At 66.5% G+C, this 17,101-nt stretch carries 15 protein-coding genes; 1 reads left to right on the top strand and 14 read right to left on the bottom strand.

Annotated features, from left to right (window positions below; all coding sequences use genetic code 11):
* Nucleotides 1–178: 178 nt before the first annotated feature.
* Nucleotides 179–676 (bottom strand): L,D-transpeptidase, encoded by a 498-nt coding sequence (locus FV217_RS03660; protein WP_238230529.1) that lies wholly within the window; start codon nucleotides 674–676, stop codon nucleotides 179–181.
* 196 nt (nucleotides 677–872) lie between these two features.
* Nucleotides 873–1,508: a 5,6-dimethylbenzimidazole synthase gene (gene bluB, locus FV217_RS03655; RefSeq protein ID WP_147814398.1), complete on the bottom strand. Its 636-nt coding sequence runs from the start codon at nucleotides 1,506–1,508 to the stop codon at nucleotides 873–875.
* A 427-nt stretch (nucleotides 1,509–1,935) separates the two neighbouring features.
* Here bluB and FV217_RS03650 point away from each other — a divergent pair, with 427 nt between their 5' ends.
* Nucleotides 1,936–2,310 (top strand): DUF2794 domain-containing protein, encoded by a 375-nt coding sequence (locus tag FV217_RS03650; RefSeq protein WP_147814396.1) that lies wholly within the window; start codon nucleotides 1,936–1,938, stop codon nucleotides 2,308–2,310.
* Nucleotides 2,311–2,314: 4 nt separating this feature from the next.
* Here FV217_RS03650 and FV217_RS03645 read toward each other — a convergent pair whose 3' ends face one another.
* The 12 genes from FV217_RS03645 to dnaA form a co-directional block, all read right to left on the bottom strand.
* Nucleotides 2,315–3,217 carry an NAD(P)/FAD-dependent oxidoreductase gene (locus tag FV217_RS03645; RefSeq protein ID WP_147814394.1) on the bottom strand — a complete coding sequence of 301 codons (903 nt, stop codon included), beginning with the start codon at nucleotides 3,215–3,217 and terminating at the stop codon, nucleotides 2,315–2,317.
* Between the two features lie 130 nt (nucleotides 3,218–3,347).
* Nucleotides 3,348–3,689 (bottom strand): Grx4 family monothiol glutaredoxin, encoded by a 342-nt coding sequence (grxD, locus tag FV217_RS03640; protein ID WP_147814392.1) that lies wholly within the window; start codon nucleotides 3,687–3,689, stop codon nucleotides 3,348–3,350.
* 39 nt (nucleotides 3,690–3,728) lie between these two features.
* A complete protein-coding gene (locus FV217_RS03635) occupies nucleotides 3,729–3,965 on the bottom strand; it encodes a BolA family transcriptional regulator (RefSeq protein WP_147814390.1) in 237 nt (78 codons plus the stop codon).
* 32 nt (nucleotides 3,966–3,997) lie between these two features.
* A complete protein-coding gene (purL, locus tag FV217_RS03630) occupies nucleotides 3,998–6,223 on the bottom strand; it encodes a phosphoribosylformylglycinamidine synthase subunit PurL (protein WP_147814388.1) in 2,226 nt (741 codons plus the stop codon).
* A 161-nt stretch (nucleotides 6,224–6,384) separates the two neighbouring features.
* The gene (locus tag FV217_RS03625; protein ID WP_238230413.1) at nucleotides 6,385–7,473 is read right to left on the bottom strand and encodes a hydrolase; all 1,089 of its coding nucleotides are present in this window, start codon (nucleotides 7,471–7,473) and stop codon (nucleotides 6,385–6,387) included.
* A 300-nt stretch (nucleotides 7,474–7,773) separates the two neighbouring features.
* Nucleotides 7,774–9,630 (bottom strand): DNA helicase RecQ, encoded by a 1,857-nt coding sequence (gene recQ, locus FV217_RS03620; RefSeq protein WP_147814384.1) that lies wholly within the window; start codon nucleotides 9,628–9,630, stop codon nucleotides 7,774–7,776.
* A 470-nt stretch (nucleotides 9,631–10,100) separates the two neighbouring features.
* Nucleotides 10,101–10,928 (bottom strand): Stf0 family sulfotransferase, encoded by an 828-nt coding sequence (locus FV217_RS03615; protein ID WP_147814382.1) that lies wholly within the window; start codon nucleotides 10,926–10,928, stop codon nucleotides 10,101–10,103.
* Complete coding sequence (locus tag FV217_RS03610) at nucleotides 10,891–11,634, bottom strand: Stf0 family sulfotransferase (RefSeq protein WP_147814380.1); 744 nt, start codon at nucleotides 11,632–11,634, stop codon at nucleotides 10,891–10,893. The genes FV217_RS03615 and FV217_RS03610 overlap by 38 nt, the downstream gene beginning before the upstream one ends.
* Before the next feature lie 138 nt (nucleotides 11,635–11,772).
* Nucleotides 11,773–12,906: a DNA replication/repair protein RecF gene (recF, locus tag FV217_RS03605; RefSeq protein ID WP_147814378.1), complete on the bottom strand. Its 1,134-nt coding sequence runs from the start codon at nucleotides 12,904–12,906 to the stop codon at nucleotides 11,773–11,775.
* A gap of 43 nt (nucleotides 12,907–12,949) precedes the next feature.
* Nucleotides 12,950–14,071: a DNA polymerase III subunit beta gene (dnaN, locus tag FV217_RS03600; RefSeq protein ID WP_147814376.1), complete on the bottom strand. Its 1,122-nt coding sequence runs from the start codon at nucleotides 14,069–14,071 to the stop codon at nucleotides 12,950–12,952.
* Between the two features lie 165 nt (nucleotides 14,072–14,236).
* The gene (locus tag FV217_RS03595; RefSeq protein WP_147814374.1) at nucleotides 14,237–15,262 is read right to left on the bottom strand and encodes a hypothetical protein; all 1,026 of its coding nucleotides are present in this window, start codon (nucleotides 15,260–15,262) and stop codon (nucleotides 14,237–14,239) included.
* A 239-nt stretch (nucleotides 15,263–15,501) separates the two neighbouring features.
* The gene (gene dnaA / locus FV217_RS03590; RefSeq protein ID WP_147814372.1) at nucleotides 15,502–17,016 is read right to left on the bottom strand and encodes a chromosomal replication initiator protein DnaA; all 1,515 of its coding nucleotides are present in this window, start codon (nucleotides 17,014–17,016) and stop codon (nucleotides 15,502–15,504) included.
* Nucleotides 17,017–17,101: the final 85 nt, after the last annotated feature.

Raw genomic sequence — 17,101 nt, 5'->3', positions numbered from 1 at the left:
AACGCGCAGACGACCGCCATGATTAATACAGATTGAGGGATTTCAATCGATCCAGGCACAAATCGTCGATCGTCTGTCGATCGCTGGGTGTCTCCCGCCGTGCCGGATGGCGGACATAACGAAGCCGCGGCCGAGGCTCTTGCCTCGACCGCGGCGTGAGGATCAACGCCGTGCGTGATCAGCGCGTCACGTAGACCTGCGTCCCCACCGAGACACGCTGAAATAGATCCGAGATATCTTGATTATACATGCGAATGCAGCCGTAGGACGCGAACGTCCCGATCGAACTCGGCTTGTTGGTGCCGTGGATCGCGTATTCACCGCCCCGCAGCGTCATCGCCGCAACGCCCATCGGGTTACCGCGGGTTCCGCCGCGGATCAGGTTCGGCAGGTGGGGGTGATCGCGTTTCACATCCGACGGCGGCGACCAGTCGGGCTGGAAGTACTTGCCGTCGATGACGGTCTGGCCGGCCCATTGCTTGCCCGGCTTGCCGACGGCCACCGGATAACGGATCGCCGTGCCGTCCCAATTGACGAGGTAGAGCCGGCGCTCGGACGTGCGCACGACGAGCGAGCCGGCCAGTCCGGGCTCGTTGAACGGAACCACCTCGCGCGCCTGAACGGGCGCTGCCGCGAGCAGGCCGGCGGTCAGCGCCGCGGCGACACCTGTGCCCATTCCCCATTTCCCGAACATCGGAATTCGTCCTTCAAGCGTGACCTTACGCAAGAGGATAATTCGCAGAGAAGCTTGGCGTTCCTGTTAGAAGGCATGGTTACGCGATGGCGAATTACGTAATTCCAGGCTGACGGCTAACAGCCTCTTGCCGGAAACAGTCGACTCGACCGGCCCGCGAGTCGAAGTCTCGTAAGACTCACCGTTCCGTGAGGCGCGCCGAGATCGGCGACGGCCCCTGCCAGCCGTGGCGGACGAGTTCGGGGTCCCTATGCTCTTCCACCGGATGACCGACGCAGAGATAGGCGACGAGCCGCCACGCGGCCGGCACATCCACGAGGCGCGTCACCTCCTCCGGTTCGAGGATCGAGACCCAGCCGACGCCGAGCCCGTGCGCTCGCGCCGCAAGCCAGAACGTGTGGACCGCCGTCACCGCCGAGTACCGCAGCATCTCCGGCATGGTCTCGCGTCCGAGACCGTAGCCGGTCTCCGTCGCCTCATCGCAGAACACAGCGAGATGAACCGGAGCCTCGCGCAGCCCTTCGAGCTTGAGGCTCGCATAGAGGTCCCGACGCTCGTCGGCGTAGGAAGCGCAGGCGGCGATGTTGCAGCGGGCAAAGCTTTCGACCACGGCCGCGCGGCGCGAGCGGTCCGCCACCCGAACGAACCGCCATGGCTGGCTGTTGCCGACGGACGGCGCCAGGGACGCCAGGGCCAGGCAGGTCGAGAGAACGGTCTCGTCGACGGGATCCCCGCGGAAACGGCGCACGTCGCGGCGCCAGGCAAAGAGGTCGGCGAGGCGATCGCGGAACGCGGCGTCGAAATCAGGGGGCACGCTCTACGGATCCGACGAGACGGGAAAGAAAACTGCGCTGGGCGGGATTGCCGTGGCGTCGCAGTCTATCCGATCGGCCGGGTATGCGTCGGACAAAAAAAGGGCGGCGCTCCGAAGAGGCCGCCTGAAGTCCTTGGGTCTTGAAACCTCGGAGTGTCGAGCACGGGCCGGTCCAAAGCCGCCGCCGCGGGCTGGGGAGCTTGGGTGCGGGGCCGCTTCGGGACCCGTGACCGACGAGGTTTCAAGCCACACTCGACCGTTTTACGGAGGCGCCGGCACGGCGAAACCGTGGCGAGACGATGGCCTTTTGTTTCGCTGCAGTGTCCGTGCGCCGGCAACCGATGCACCCGAGGCGGGCTTGCGGCGGCGAAATACCCGGCCCATCATCCTGTCTCGGACGCATCGACGGCCGCATGCGGGAGGAACGATGAGCGAGCGCCAGAGCGTCGATACGCAGGGGGCCGATCCGGGCGCAAAGGTCATTCCGTTTCCTTCGGAAGCCTCCACACCCCAGATCGCCTTCAACCGCGACGAGCTGCGCACCATCTTCAATCTTTACGGCCGTCGGGTGTCGGAGGGCGAGTGGCGCGACTACGCCCTCGATTTCCGGCGGGACAAGGCCGTGTTTTCGATCTACCGGCGCAGCTCCGAGATGCCGCTATACCGAATCGAAAAGGACCCCAAGCTTGCCCGCCGTCAGGGCGCCTACGCCGTGATCGCAGCCGGCGGCCTCGTCATGAAGCGGGGCCACGATCTCGCCCGCGTCATCGCCGTGCTCGAGAAGCCGCTGCGGGCGGTGTGAGCGATCAGGCCGTATCCTCGGCGATCAGCTCCATGTTGATGGCGAAGGCCGCCATGGCGCCCTCCGCCGCGGCGACGATCGCGAACTGCACCCGCCGCGAGGCGTCACCGGCGACGAACAGGCCGGGCACATTGGTCTTTTCGTAGTCGCCCTTGGTCGGCACCACTCCCGTCTCGGAGAGATCGCAGCCGAGTTGCCCGACGAGATGCGAGGGCTGGCACGCCACCGGCATCAGGAAGATGGCGGAGCAGGGGATCGCCCGCCCGTCGCGAAACACCAGAGTCTCCGGCCGCTCTCCATTGCCCTCGAGTCGGTCGATCGGCGTCTCGACGATGCGAATGCCGTTGAGGCCAAGCCTGTCGCGATCCTTCTCGGAGAGCTCGCCATCCTTGGCATCCGTGCAGAGGGTGACGTCGCGGCTCCAGCAACTTAGCTCCAGAGCCAACCCGCAGCCGCCATGGCCGCGGCCATAGGCGACGATCGGCCGGTCGCGGGCCTCGTAGCCGTCGCAATACGGGCAGGAATGGACCCCGGTGCCCCAATAGGTCTCGAAGCCCTCGATCTTCGGGAGGTCCTGCCGAAGACCGGTCGCCAGAATCAGGCGGCGGGCCGTCTCGCGCGTCCCGTCAACCAGCTTGATCTCGAAACGGTCCTCGCAACGCCGTGCTTCGACGACCTCGATCTCACGGCGCTCGACCGTGCCGTAGCGTTCGAGATCGGCATGGGCCTGCTCGCGCAGGGCGAAGGGCGACGTGCCGTCGCGGGTGAAAAGGCCCCAAGTCAGGGGCGTCGCCGCATTGCGCGGCTTGCCGGCATCGCAGAGCAGGACATCGCGGCGGCAGCGGCCGAGGATGAGCGCCGCATTGAGCCCGGCCGGACCACCGCCCACGATGATGACGTCGCGCATCGTAGCTCGCTTCCCTGGCGTCGACTACACAGGGGAAATTGGCGGAACGCCGTGTTCGTTGCCCACCGAACTGTTTCGGGCACGAAAAAGGGCGCCGCAGCGCCCTTCTGGTCGGGGATCTGGCTGCCGATCAGGCGGCGGCGGTGTTCTTCACCGGGACGCCCTTCTCGGACAGGAAGGTCTGCAATTCGCCCGACTGGAACATCTCGCGGGTGATGTCGCAACCGCCGACGAACTCGCCCTTCACGTAGATCTGCGGAATGGTCGGCCAGTTGGAGAAGGCCTTGATGCCGTCGCGGATCGCCATGTCGTCGAGGACGTTCACGCCCTTGAACGGCACTTCGAGGTAGTTGAGGATCTGCACGACCTGGCCGGAAAAGCCGCACATCGGAAACTGCGGCGTGCCCTTCATGAACACGACCACATCCTGGGACTTGATCTCGTTCTCGATGGTGGTGTTGGCGTCGGTCATCGTGTCGTCCTCTTATCGGATCGGTTGAAATCAGCTCCCCTAATCCTGGGGGACGCCCGTGGTCAGCGCAAGGGCGTGGAGCACGCCGCCCATGCGCCCCTGCAGCGCGCCGTAGACCATCTGGTGTTGCGCCACGCGGGTCTTGCCCTTGAAGGCGGAGGACAGGACCGTCGCGGCGTAGTGATCGCCGTCGCCCGCCAGATCCTTGATGTCGATCGTGGCGTCGGGCAGCGCCTCGCGGATCATCGCTTCGATCTCACGCGCATCCATCGGCATCGGGGTGTCTCCAGTCTTGCGGTGAGGTCGTGTCAGGCGGCAGGGGCAGCCGGCTGGCTCGCCATGTAGGCCGGAAACCAATCCTCATGCGCGGCACGAAGATCAGCCACCGATATGGTCTCGCTGTCCGGCAGGGTCAAACCATCGCCGCCTGTCGTGCCGATGCGCGCGGCCGCGATGCCTTGCGCCGAAGCGCCGGACAAAATCTCAGAGGCTACCGTCTCGCTTACGGCGAGCAGGTAGCGGCCCTGATCCTCGCCGAACAGCCAGGCATGTGCCGCGATACCCGCTGGCGCCTCCGGCACGGTGGCTCCGATGCCCGACGCGATGCTCATCTCGGCGAGTGCCACGGCTAATCCGCCATCGGACAGGTCGTGCACCGTGTCGACGGCGCCCGACGTGATCAGGCCGCGCACGAAATCGCCGGTCTTGCGCTCACCGGCGAGATCGACGGGCGGCGGTGCGCCCTCCTCACGGCCGGCGATCACGGCGAGATACTGCGACTGGCCGAGCCAGCCCTCGGTCCGGCCGAGCAGCACCAGCACATCGCCCGCGCGCTTCAGCGCGATCGTCGCGTGGACCGCCACGTCGTCGAGCACGCCGACACCACCGATGGTCGGGGTCGGCAGGATGCCGACGCCGTTGGTCTCGTTGTAGAGCGAGACGTTGCCGGAGACGACGGGGAAGTCGAGGGCGAGGCAGGCCTCGCCGATCCCCTTGAGGCAGCCGACGAGCTGACCCATCACCTCGGGCTTTTCGGGGTTGCCGAAGTTGAGGTTGTCGGTGATGGCGAGCGGACGACCACCGACGGCGGTGATGTTGCGCCAGGCCTCGGCCACCGCCTGCCGGCCGCCCTGGACCGGATCGGCCTCGCAATAGCGCGGCGTGACGTCGGCGGTGATGGCGAGCCCCTTGGGGCCGTCCTCGACGCGCACGATGGCGGCGTCGCCGCCCGGCTTCTGGATCGTGTTACCCAGGATGAAGTGGTCGTATTGCTCGTAGACCCAGCGCTTGGAGGCGAGTTCGGGCGAGCCGATCAGCCGCTTGAGGGCCTCCGCATGCGGGACCGTCGCGGGCACGTCGGCGGCAGCGATCACCGGCTGGTGCGTGTTGGCGATATGCGGACGGTCATAGAGAGGGGCCTCGTCGCCGAGTTCCTTGATCGGCAGATCGGCCATGGTCTCGCCGTGCCATTTGACGACGAAGCGCAGCGTGTCGGTGGTGTGCCCGATGATCGCGAAGTCCAGGCCCCACTTCACGAAGATCGCCTTCGCCTCATCCTCCATGCCGGGTTTGAGCACCACGAGCATGCGCTCCTGGCTCTCCGACAGCATCATCTCGTAGGGCGTCATGCCCTCCTCACGCACCGGCACGGCGTCGAGGTCGAGCTCCACGCCGAGATCACCCTTGGCGCCCATCTCGACGGCCGAGCAGGTCAGGCCCGCCGCGCCCATGTCCTGGATCGCGATGACGGCACCGGACGCCATCAGCTCCAGGCAGGCCTCCAGCAGCAGCTTCTCGGCAAAGGGGTCGCCGACCTGCACGGTCGGGCGCTTGGCCTCGGTCTCCGCGTCGAACTCGGCAGAGGCCATGGTCGCGCCGTGGATGCCGTCGCGGCCGGTCTTGGAGCCGAGATAGACGATCGGATTCCCGACGCCGGTGGCCGCCGCGTAGAAGATCGCGTCGGTCTTCGCGAGGCCCACCGCCATCGCGTTGACGAGGATGTTGCCGTCATAGCGCGAGTGGAATCCGACGAGGCCACCCACGGTCGGCACGCCGAACGAATTGCCATAGCCGCCGACGCCAGCGACCACGCCCGAGACGAGATGGCGCGTGCGCGGATGGTCCGGCGAGCCGAAGCGGAGCGCGTTCAGCGCCGCGATCGGCCGCGCGCCCATCGTGAACACGTCGCGAAGGATGCCGCCGACGCCGGTCGCCGCGCCCTGGTAGGGCTCGATGAAGCTCGGGTGGTTGTGGCTCTCCATCTTGAAAACGCAGGCGAGCCCGTCGCCGATGTCGATGACGCCCGCGTTCTCGCCGGGCCCCTGGATCACCCAGGGCGCCGTCGTCGGCAGCCCGCGCAGGTGCTTGCGCGAGGATTTGTAGGAGCAGTGCTCGTTCCACATCGCCGAGACGATCCCGAGCTCGGTCAGCGTCGGATCCCGGCCGATCAGGGCGCGGAAACGAGCGTACTCGTCCGGCGTGAGTCCGTGCTGACGGACGAGCTCCGGCGTGATCGGGACGTCATTGCGAAACATTCGGTCTCTCGCCTGGGACTGGCGTGGCGGAAAAGTCGCCATTGGGGGAGGTCCCATCCTCGGGGCTCCCACGCGTCGTGCGACGGATTAGATCGGCGGGGCCGCCACTGCAAACCCGTCAGGGCTCATATCCGCAGCGATCCTTATCCCGCATTCAGAGTTCAGCTCGCCGGGACCGTGACCGGCACGTCCGCAGCAGGGACATCCCGGAGTTCGCCGACCGCCCGATGCACCGGCACGGACCCCGCTATCAGCGCGATGTAGTCGAAGGCGCTCCGGTCGCGGCTCGACATGAGCAGCTGGAAATGCATGCGGAAGAAGTTCCAGCGCCCCAATGCGACGGCACTCGGTTCGATCAGGTCCTCGATGTCGACGCTGCAGATCGTCGGTCTGTCCGGATTTGGCGCATACATATCCGAAGCCTGCAGTGGATTGCGCAGGTGGATCGAGAGCCAGTCCCAGGGTGCGCGCAGGTCGAGCCAGGCAATTGCGTCGGCATCGGCGACACGTTGCAGCGAACCACGAATGGCCTCTGCCCGCGCGTCGAGGGCGATCCACGGGATCACGCTGCCCAGCGTCACCAGCGTCACGGGCGTGCTGCGTCGGCCAAAGAGCGGATCGCGTGCGAGTACGCGATCGAGGGCTTCGAGGGCCAGAAAACTCGACGAGGAATGCCCGATCACGACCAGTTCGGACGCCTCGGACTCGGCCGCGTGGATGCGCAGCGCCCAGGCATCGAGGCGCTCGCTCATGGCCGTGGTCCGGTTCGCCGCGTGTTCGTGCGTGAACGCCGTGTCGTCGACGAGATGTGTCACGTAGAATGGCCGGCCTTTCGTTGCACGCGTGAGCAGGCCGAGGATGCCGTAGGCGGCGGGGACAGTCAGGGCGAGTTGCAGAATTGGCGGCCCGTCGCCGAGCGGTGAGATCGCGGTCAACCAGGCAGCGAGGGTCACGCTCGCGCCAACCAGCGTGGCGTAGAGCAGGTGGACGACGAGGATCACCGTCGAGAACTGCCAGGCCTCGCGTCGGAAGGCCTTGAGATAGCCGGTCCGCCAGAGACGCCACCAAAGCGCGGGGATCGCAATCAGCCGGTCGACGTTCGATCGCGGGAAGTGGGAACGGACGATGTCGTCCCATCTCAGCAGACTGTAGCCTGTCCGAGTACGAGCGCCATGCTCGACGCTGTCGATGATCCAATCGAGGCTATGACCGTCGGTCGAGCGGACGGACTTGCCGACCTCGATCGTCATACCGCGCCGGCTCGCAGTCAGCCTGCTTTCGCGGCGGAGCAGACCCCAATAGGCTTCCGGCTCGCGAGGATCGAACCCGGGCAGATAGAAGATCCGGCGCAGCTTGGTCGTGTCTTCGGAATCGGAAATGGCTTACGCGCTCGATACGGGCGGGCGAGGAATTCGCCAGGCTGACGGAAGAGGCGACCGTCTAGCAGCATTCCTGCCGGCAGAGTCGTGCTATTCCGCAGCCCGCGATGCACTGGCGTCCATGCCGGGAGACGGCATGGTGGAGCTTGGTCGGCAGCTGAAGAATCATCTTCAACCCGGCACGCGTTTGGACGGCGAGTCGGCTAGAAATTCTACGATGGCCTCGACGAAGCGCTGGCCATACGCCTCGCGCTTGCGCTCGCCGACCCCGTGTACGCTGCGAAGCGCCCAAAGATCGACCGGCTTGGCCCGGGCCATCTCGATCAGGGTCTTGTCCGGAAACACGATGAAGGCCGCCACGTTCTCGACGCGGGCGATGGTCGCTCGCAGGCCACGCAGATGCTGGAACAGCGCCTCGTCCGCCTCGCCAAGCTGAAGCGCCTCATCGTCGCGAACGGCCGTACGACGGTTCCTCGGCTCGGCCTTGCGCGGCTCCGGATCGGGCCTGACCTGGACGGTCTCGCGGCCGAACAGGATCGCCTCGCCCTTCTCGGTCATGGTGAGCCCGCCATAGCCGTCGCCGTTCTCGGCGACCGCGCCTGCGGCGAAGAGCTGGCGCAGCAGCGCGCGCCACGCGGCGACGGGCTTGTCGGCGCCGACGCCGAAGGTCTTGAGCTGGGCGTGGCCGTTCTTCCGGATCGGCTCGGATTCCTTGCCGTGCACGACGTCGCAGACATAGGCCGCGCCGAAGCGCTGGCCGGTGCGCACGATCGCCGACAGCAGCTTCTGCGCTTCGACGGTTCCGTCGATCAGTGAGACGCCGCCACGGCAGAGATCGCAGCGACCGCAGGCCTCGCTCGTTTCGCCGAAATACGAGAGCAGCGATTGGCGCCGACAGGCCGCGCCCTCGCAGAGCGAGATCATCGCCTCGAGCTTGCGCCGCTCGACACGGCGGCGCTCGTCCGGCACCTCCTTCTCGTCGATCTGGCGGCGGCGCAGCGACATGTCGTCGAGACCGTAGAGCGTCAGCGTATCGGCCGGCAGCCCGTCGCGGCCGGCGCGGCCGATCTCCTGATAGTAGCCCTCGACGTTGGTCGGCATGTCGGCATGGCAGACGAAGCGCACGTCCGGCTTGTTGATGCCCATGCCGAAGGCCACCGTCGCCGTCATGACGACGCCGTCCTCCTGCAGGAAGGTGTCCTGGTTCCGCATGCGCGTGCCCTGGTCGAGGCCGGCATGGTAGGGGAGGGCGTTGAAGCCGTCGCCTTTCAGGGTGTCTGCAAGCTGTTCCACGCGCTTGCGCGACGAGCAGTAGATGATGCCGCTCTCCGCCTTGCGGTTGCGCAGGAAGCGTTCGAGCTGCCGGGTCGGGTTGTCCTTAGCCGCGAAGGTCAGCCGGATGTTCGGCCGATCGAACGAATGGACGAAGGTCTTGGCCTCGCGTCCCGCCGGAAACAGCCGCTCTGCGATGTCGGTGCGCGTCGCCGCATCGGCCGTGGCCGTAAGAGCCAGGGTCTGCACGTTGCCGAGGGCCTCGCGGGCGCGGGCGATCTCGCGGTACTCCGGCCGGAAATCGTGGCCCCATTGCGAGACGCAATGCGCCTCGTCGACCGCAAGGCGCTGCACGCCGGCGCTGCGCAGCGCCTCCATGCAGCCGTCCATCAGCAGGCGTTCCGGCGAGACGAACAGCAACCGCAGCTCGCCCGAGCGGATCTTGCGCCACGTCTCGCGCGCGGCAGTCTCGGCAATCGTCGAGTTGAGCGTGGCAGCCTCGACGCCGAACCCGACCATCTGCTGCACCTGGTCGTGCATCAGCGCGATCAGCGGCGAGATCACCACCGTGAGCCCATCGCCCATGAGCGCGGGCAGCTGATAGGTCATCGACTTGCCCGACCCCGTCGGCATCACGGCAAAGACATCCGTGCCGTCGAGCACGGCCCCGATCACCTCCGCCTGCCCGGGCCGAAAATCGTCGTAGCCGAAGGTCTTCTTGAGCGCGGCGCGAGCCTCATCGAGGCGCTGGGTCATGGGTGTCTCGGTGCTAACGAAGAGTATGTCACTGCTGAAGCGGGCGTGTGTAGGCAATACGATGGAACTGTCTACGTAGGGAGCGCGATATGCCGCTCGACCTCCGGTAGCGACGCTATGTATCCGCTTGCGGACAGCCGGCCCCTGTGGGGCGTGTCTACGAGACCGAGGCGGTTTGGAGGGCACTCGTCGATAGCCTCAACCACCAGACGATTCTCTGTCGGCAGCCGCACGGCTCTACTGTTGCCGGACCAAATTTCTGCTATTCCCAACACCGGTTTCGTAGCCGACGGAGCATTCTTCGACAACATCAGCGGCGAGACCTGATGTTCGTTGATGCCTCCGCGATAGTCGCGACCTTGACGGGAGAGGATGGGCTTATAGCGCCGCTTTAATGTCCGGATACGGCAAAGTTGCTGGCAAACTCTGCGCTCGCTGTGTTCGCGACCCTCGCCGCGGCCTGACAAAGCTCAGAGCGTCGCAGCCATCGCCTCCACCGGATCGATATGACTCGGATCGCCGTGTTCGGCGATGAACCGCCTGCGCCACTCTCCACTGAGTTCGTCACGCTGAACTTCAAGGCGCACACGGTCGAGGGCGACACGCGGGCGGGCGACATTCAAAGCGTCCGCCACCTTATCGACCGCGCCTTGCGGATCACTGGAGAGTTCTTCGTATGTCACCTCGACCGGGTCGATGCCGGTCCTGGCGAAGTACATGTCCCAACGGGCAGAGCGCTGGCAGGCTTGGGCGAGGTAGGCTCGGGTCAGGTCGGCATCATAGCGCCCCTCGCCACTCGGCGTCTGGGTCGAACGGAATTGCTGCGTCTGGGTCGAACGCGCCCATGAAATTGCTTGGCCCAGAAGGTCGCGTCTGCGCAGGCGGACGAAGTGCAGGTTCGGCAGGGCCTGCGTCAGCTTCAAATGCTGAGAAACGGTGTCGAACAGACCCGGAAACAGTTTCAGCGCATAGATCCCGTTCTGGGTCGCGCCACTGGTGAGGATACGCTCGATCTGGAGATGCGGATCATCGGGAAAATTTGGATCGTCGATGGCCCGGCGTGCATTCGCGTTGAAGTACTCGCGGGGGTGTCCAAGCCGACCCGTGCTGCTCAGGATCTCGCAGAAATAATTACTGCCTGAACGTGGGGCTCCGCAGACCGCGTAACCGCGAGGTAGAGGGCGGTCCGATGGAGGTCGGGCAGCTTTCCGGCGCAGGCGGCCGAGGAGCTCGACGATCAATGCCATGCCATCCCCCTGCTCATACCGCAAAGGCATCCATGCGGTCGGCATCGCCATGTTCGTCTAGGAAACGCGCCCGCCATTGCGCATTGCTGCCATCCCGCTGAACGCGGAAAATCGATCGCTCCAACCGCACCATCGGGCGCTCGTCGAGACCGAGAAGGTCTCCAACCCGCGCGGCAGCCGCACTGGGATCTGCCAGAAAATCCTCGTAAGTGATCTCGATGAACGGCAGGCCGGTGCGTGCGAAGAACATGTCCCAGCGAGCGCCGCGCTGGCAAATCTGGCGCACCCGCAGCGCGATGGCTTCGGCGTCATAGGCCGGTTCGCCACGTACAGGATCAGACATGCGGAACTGGTGGGTCTGCGCAGCGCGCACCCAGGAAATCGCCTGCCCGAGCACGTCCCGACGGCGGAAGCGCACGAAACTCAAGCGCGGCAGCACCTTCGTCCAACGCAGATGCGGTGCCACCAGATCGTGCAGGCCCGGAAAGGTCTTCAGGCCGTAGATCCCGTTCGGCGTACGCCCCATCGTCAGAATGCGTTCGACCTGCTGATGCCGTCCATCGGGGTAGCTGGGATCGTCGTAGAGGCGGCGCGCGTCGCCGTTGAAGTATTCCTTCGGATATCCGAGCACGCCGGTCGTCCCGAGCACGTCGCAGAAGTAATTGCTTCCCGAGCGTGGCAATGTACAGACCGCATAGCCACGAAGCGGCTGTTCCCGCAGGTTTTCGCAGCCCGGCTGACGAACGGGACCGCTCATGACCGCCCGACCGGTTCGGGTGGCGGCGATACCTGGTCTGCCGATATTCTTTGTAAGCTCATGGCCGCTGGTGGGTAGATTCGGCGACGCACAGGGTCAATGGACGATCCTCCCAAGAAAATTGCGCAAAAATCCCGACTAGTTGCCGATCCTCACCACCTCGGTCCGGTGCCCGACTTCGGCGAATACGGCAGGATCGGCACCGGTCATCCAGACTTGGCCGGGCAGAGCTTCGAGCGCCTCGAACAAGCCCGCGCGGCGGCGCGGGTCGAGATGGGCGGCGACTTCGTCGAGGAGTATCAGCGGAGCGATACCGCTCATCGCCTGGACGAGACGGGCATGGGCCAGCACGAGTCCGATCAGCAGGGCTTTCTGCTCACCGGTGGAAGCCGTAGCCGCCGGCATGTCCTTGGGTCCGTGTCGCACCACGAGATCCGTGGTCTGCGGACCGACAAGCGTCCGGCCAGCCGCGCGGTCGCGGTGCCGGCTCTGTCGGAGCGCCGCACGGAAGCGGTCCTCCGCCTCCAGAGCCGGCCAGACTGCGACGAGATCGTCGAGGTCCCCTTCGAGCCGCACGTTGGCCCAGGGGAAGGGCTGTGCGTCGTCACGCGTCTCGCCAATCAGCCGGTCGAGACGTTCGACGGTTTCACGGCGGGCAAGGGCCACAGCCACCCCAAGTTCGGCCACCTCACGCTCGACGGCATCGAGCCAACGACCATCGTCCGGGCGTTCGTCCAGAAGCCGGTTTCGGGAGCGCAAGGCCCGCTCCAATGCTGCGACCCGTCCACCATGGGTCGCGTCGACTGCAAGAACCAGCCTGTCGAGGAAGCGCCGGCGATCACCGGCAGGCCCGCGAAACAAGCCATCGAGATCTGGCGTCAGCCAGACGATGCGCAGGAATTCCGCGAAGGCGACCGGCGACGAAACGCCTGCGCCGTCGATCCGGCACAGCCGTGTCGGACGCCCGTCGAAGCCCGGCGGCTCGCAGCCGGTGCCGAGCCTGTGTCCGTCTTCGCGCGAGCCGAGGGTCATCGAGACGGCAAAGCCGCCCGGGCCGCCCGCGCGCGCCATCACCGTCAGATCGGCCCGGCGCAGGCCACGGCCGGGTGAGAATAGCGACAGGGCCTCGAGCAGGTTGGTCTTGCCCGCACCGTTCTCGCCGACCAGAGCGACGAAGGGGCGGCCGATCGAAAGGTCGAACTCGGTATGATTACGGAAATCGCGGACGATCAACCGCGAGGGGCGAGCTGAATCGCCCGGCATCGTTTGCATGTCTCGGGATCTATGACCTCAGGCGTGCCGAGGATAGCCCGGTTCACACCCGCATCGGCATCAACACGTAGAGCGCAGGCGCGCCCTCGCGGTCCTGGATCACCGTGGGCGAGCCCGGATCGGCGAGCCGGAACAGGGCGGTGTCGCCTTCCAACTGACTGGTGATGTCGAGGAGGTACCGGGCGTTGAAGCCGATATCGAGCCCGGCCGCCTCGTAATCGACGTCGAGTTCTTCGGTGGCCGATCCGGAATCCGGGTTGTTGACCGATAGGGCGAGACGCCCGTCCGTCATCGCCAGCTTCACCGCGCGGCCGCGCTCGGACGAGATCGTCGAGACGCGGTCCACTGCGCGCGCGAATTCGTCGCGCTGGACCGTCAGACGCTTGTCGTTCCCGGTCGGGATCACCCGCTGATAATCGGGGAAAGTCCCGTCGATGAGCTTCGAAATCAGGGTCACGCCGCTCGCGAAGGAGAGCCGGATCTTGGCCGGCGAAATCTCGATGGAGACGCTTTCGCCGCCGTCGTCGACGAGCTTCTGTATCTCCGCTACGGCCTTACGCGGCACGATGATGCCGGGCATGCCGCGGCTGCCTTCGGGCGCGTCCATCTCGACGCGGGCGAGGCGGTGCCCGTCCGTGGCGACGGCCCGGAGCTTGAGGGCACCCTCGACCTCGATCGTGTGCAGGTAGATGCCGTTGAGGTAGTAGCGCGTCTCCTCGGTCGAGATCGCGAACTGCGTCTTGTCGATCAACCGCTTGAGATCGAGCGAGGCGATCGAGAAAGCGTGCGGCAGCTCGCCCGCGGCGAGATCGGGGAAATCGCCCTCGGGAAGGGCGCCGAGGGCGAAGCGGGAGCGGCCGGACCGGATCGTCATCTGCCCGGTCTCTTCGCTCGTCTCAAGCGAGACCTGGGAGCCGTCGGGCAGCTTGCGTACGATGTCATAGATCACGTGCGCAGGGACCGTGGTCGCGCCGGCATCGGCGACGTCGGCCGGAACGGTCTCGGTCACCTCGATATCGAGGTCGGTGGCCTTGAGCTGGAGGCCATCTGCAGAGCCGCGCAGGAGCACGTTGGACAGGATCGGAATCGTGTTGCGCCGTTCGACGACGCGGTGCACGTGGCCGAGCGACCGAAGGAGGGCCGCGCGCTCGACAGTGACTCTCATCGGGAAAACTCTGAACTTCGGAGAACGCCTGCCGCCGCTGGAGATGCGGGATCAGGGCAAACAGCTTGGCGAAGCCGTAAGCTCAAGGCAAGAGAGACGCGACGACCTTCCCGCCCGGATTGGCTGCGGCGGCCGGCGGGCCGAGTACCGAGGCCCACGCTTGAGCTACCGCGCGCTCACCAGGAAATCCCAGTTCGGCCCCTGGGCGTTTTCGGAATTCGGATCCTCGTGCAGCCGGGCGGTTCCCCAGCGCATCTCGTAGCGACCGAGCGCGTGTGAGCGGCCTGCGAGCTTCGTATGCGCATCGTCGGTGGGCGGCTGGGCGGGGCTGGGCGGTACGCCTGCCGTCTCGGACACGATTGCTTTCGGAAACGGCTGCCGAGGTTTGGCGATGCGGTGCCGAAGCGCAGCATCGCGTGCCATGACGCGCTCGCTCGCGGACGGGCCGATCATCGCCGCGAGATCAGGAGACGGCGGCGCGACGAAAGCTTCGGGCGGTGGAAGGAGCGGTATGGAAGCCGGCGGCGACGCCGACGACGCGATCTGGATCGGCGGCAAGGCGACGCCGATCACCGCTTCAACCGGCAAGGTATGTCGAACCAGGTGGACCGGCTCCGGCACGGCATGAGCCGAGACGTCCGTGTGCGAGATGCGGCCGAGCGCCAGCAGCCCAGCCGCAACGACCGAAGCCGCGGTCGCCCAGCGAACGAACGACGGCCGGGCGTGCCGGGATCGCGACCGCGTTGAGTCGGCTTGCGGAGGCATTGTCGGCTCGGCGAAACGGAAGGGCTCCGACTCCGCGGGAGCGGCAGGCGCGGCAATCGCCTGCGTCGAGGCCTTGCAGGGCTCGTCGAGATCGTCCGACGGATCGGCGTCGGGAGGTGCGGAAACCACCACAGCGGTCACCGTCTCCAGGTCGCGCTCCGGTCCTGCAATCGAGACAGCGGCAGGAATCTGCACGGCAGCGCTCACGGCATAACCCGCTGCCGAGGTCGGTTCGAGCAGATCGGCGACCGGAGGTGCGGCTGTCATCGCGATCGGCGTCGCATTCCGCCGGCGTTTGCCCTGCAGATTCGGCTGCGAGGTCGCCCCGTGCTTGGCGCGACTCGATTTGCGCCGTTTCCCATGTGGCGACGCCCCGGCGCCGATGTCGTGACGTGCTCGACCGGCGTCGCTGCTCTGTTTCCGCATCGCCCTGCAGTCTCCAATGCACGCGCACGGAACCGCGACTGAAAACAATCGGGCGGCATGCACAGACACGACCTGTGATTGAAAAATCGGGCGGAAAGTCGGCGTGGAAACTACTTGTTAACACTCTCCGTGCGGTACGCCGCATCACGCTGCAGTACGATCTGAAAACAGCTTGAGCGCACGAGACACCCATCCCGTGCGCTCAAGCAGGCCCAACCTTGGCTCTGCGAGTGTCGTGTTTAGTCCTGCAGCATTCGCTTCAACAGCTCGACCTCGTCGCCGAGCACCGGATCGTCGCCGATCAGCTTCTCGATCTTGCGGACGGCGTGGAGCACGGTGGTGTGGTCGCGGCCGCCGAAGCGCCGGCCGATCTCGGGGAGCGAGCGCAGGGTCAGCACCTTCGACAGGTACATCGCGATCTGGCGCGGCTTCACGACGGCGGCGGTCCGGCGCTCCGAGAGGATGTCCGAGCGCGAGACGTTGTAGCGGGAGGCCACAAGCTTCTGGATGTCCTCGATCTTGATCCGCTTCGGCTCGCGGTTCTTGACGAGATCGCGGATCGCGGCCTCGGCCGTCTCCACCGTCACCGGGGCGCCGGTCAGCGTGGCGTGAGCGAGGAGGCGGTTCACGGCGCCTTCGAGATCGCGGCCGTTGGCGGTGATCGCCTTGGCGACGTAGGCGGCGACGGCGGGTGCGACTTCGAAGGTCGGGTGCGTCACACGCACGGCAGTGAGCCGGGCCTGGAGGATCGAGGCGCGCAACGTCTCGTCGAGGGTGCCGATCTCGACGACGAGACCGCCGGCGAGCCGCGAGCGCACGCGCTCGTCGAGGGCTTCGAGCTCGGTCGGCGGACGATCGGAGGCGACGACCACCTGCTTGCCGGCGTCGATCAGGGCGTTGAGCGTGTGGCCGAACTCGGCCTGGATCGACTTGCCCTGGATGAACTGGACGTCGTCGAGGATCAGCAGGTCGATGGCGCGCAGGCGCTCCTTGAAGGCCAGGGCGTTCTGGGTCTTCAGGGCGTTGACGAAGCCGTACATGAAGCGGTCGGCGGTGAGGTAGATCACGCGGCGGCCGGCCTCGCGGGCGGCATGGCCGATCCCGTGCAGCAGGTGGGTCTTGCCCAGGCCCACGCCGGCATGGACGTAGAGCGGGTTGTAGAGGGCGCCCTCGCCGTCATGGCGGGACACGCGCTCGCCTGCGGCATGGGCCAGAGCGTTGGAGCGGCCGACGACGAAGCTTGCGAAGGTCAGACGCGCGTCGAGGGGCGCGCTGCTCATGTCGCCCGAGGAGGAGGCGTCGGCGCGGGCGCCGGCGGCGGCCTCGGAAACCGCGTTGGCGACGGCGCCATGCGTCGGAGCCGGAGCCCCGGACGCCTGATAGCGTGCGAGGGGGCCGGCAGGCGCCGCGGGCTTGGCCACGCCGGCGACCGGGCGCGGCGGGGACGCGGCGCCACGCACGCTGACGTCGAGTCGAACGACGTCCTCGACCTCCGATTTGAAGGTGTTCAGCACCCGATCGACGTAGTGCGATTCGATCCAGCTCTTGAGGAAGCGCGTCGGCACCGTCAGCCGGGCGACGCCGTTGACGACATCCTCCAGCTCGAGCCGCGCGAACCAGCTCGCGAACACGTCCTCGCCGAGCTCGGCCCGCAGCCGGCGCTTCACGCGCGTCCAGGCCGCCTGGACATCGCCCGCGCCGTTGCCGTTCCTGCCGTTGTCGGCGCCGTCCGTCCTGCTGCCGTCGAGCTGCATAACCTGACTTCTCCTCGTATCCGGGACGGGGACACCGCCGGGGACACGTACGCTCACGCTACTTGAAGGAGACCTCGGCGAGTCG

Source organism: Methylobacterium sp. WL9 (assembly GCF_008040035.1).
GTDB lineage: Bacteria > Pseudomonadota > Alphaproteobacteria > Rhizobiales > Beijerinckiaceae > Methylobacterium > Methylobacterium thuringiense.
The sequence above is the reverse complement of the archived record's forward strand: the minus strand, read 5'-3'. Positions and strand labels throughout refer to the sequence as shown.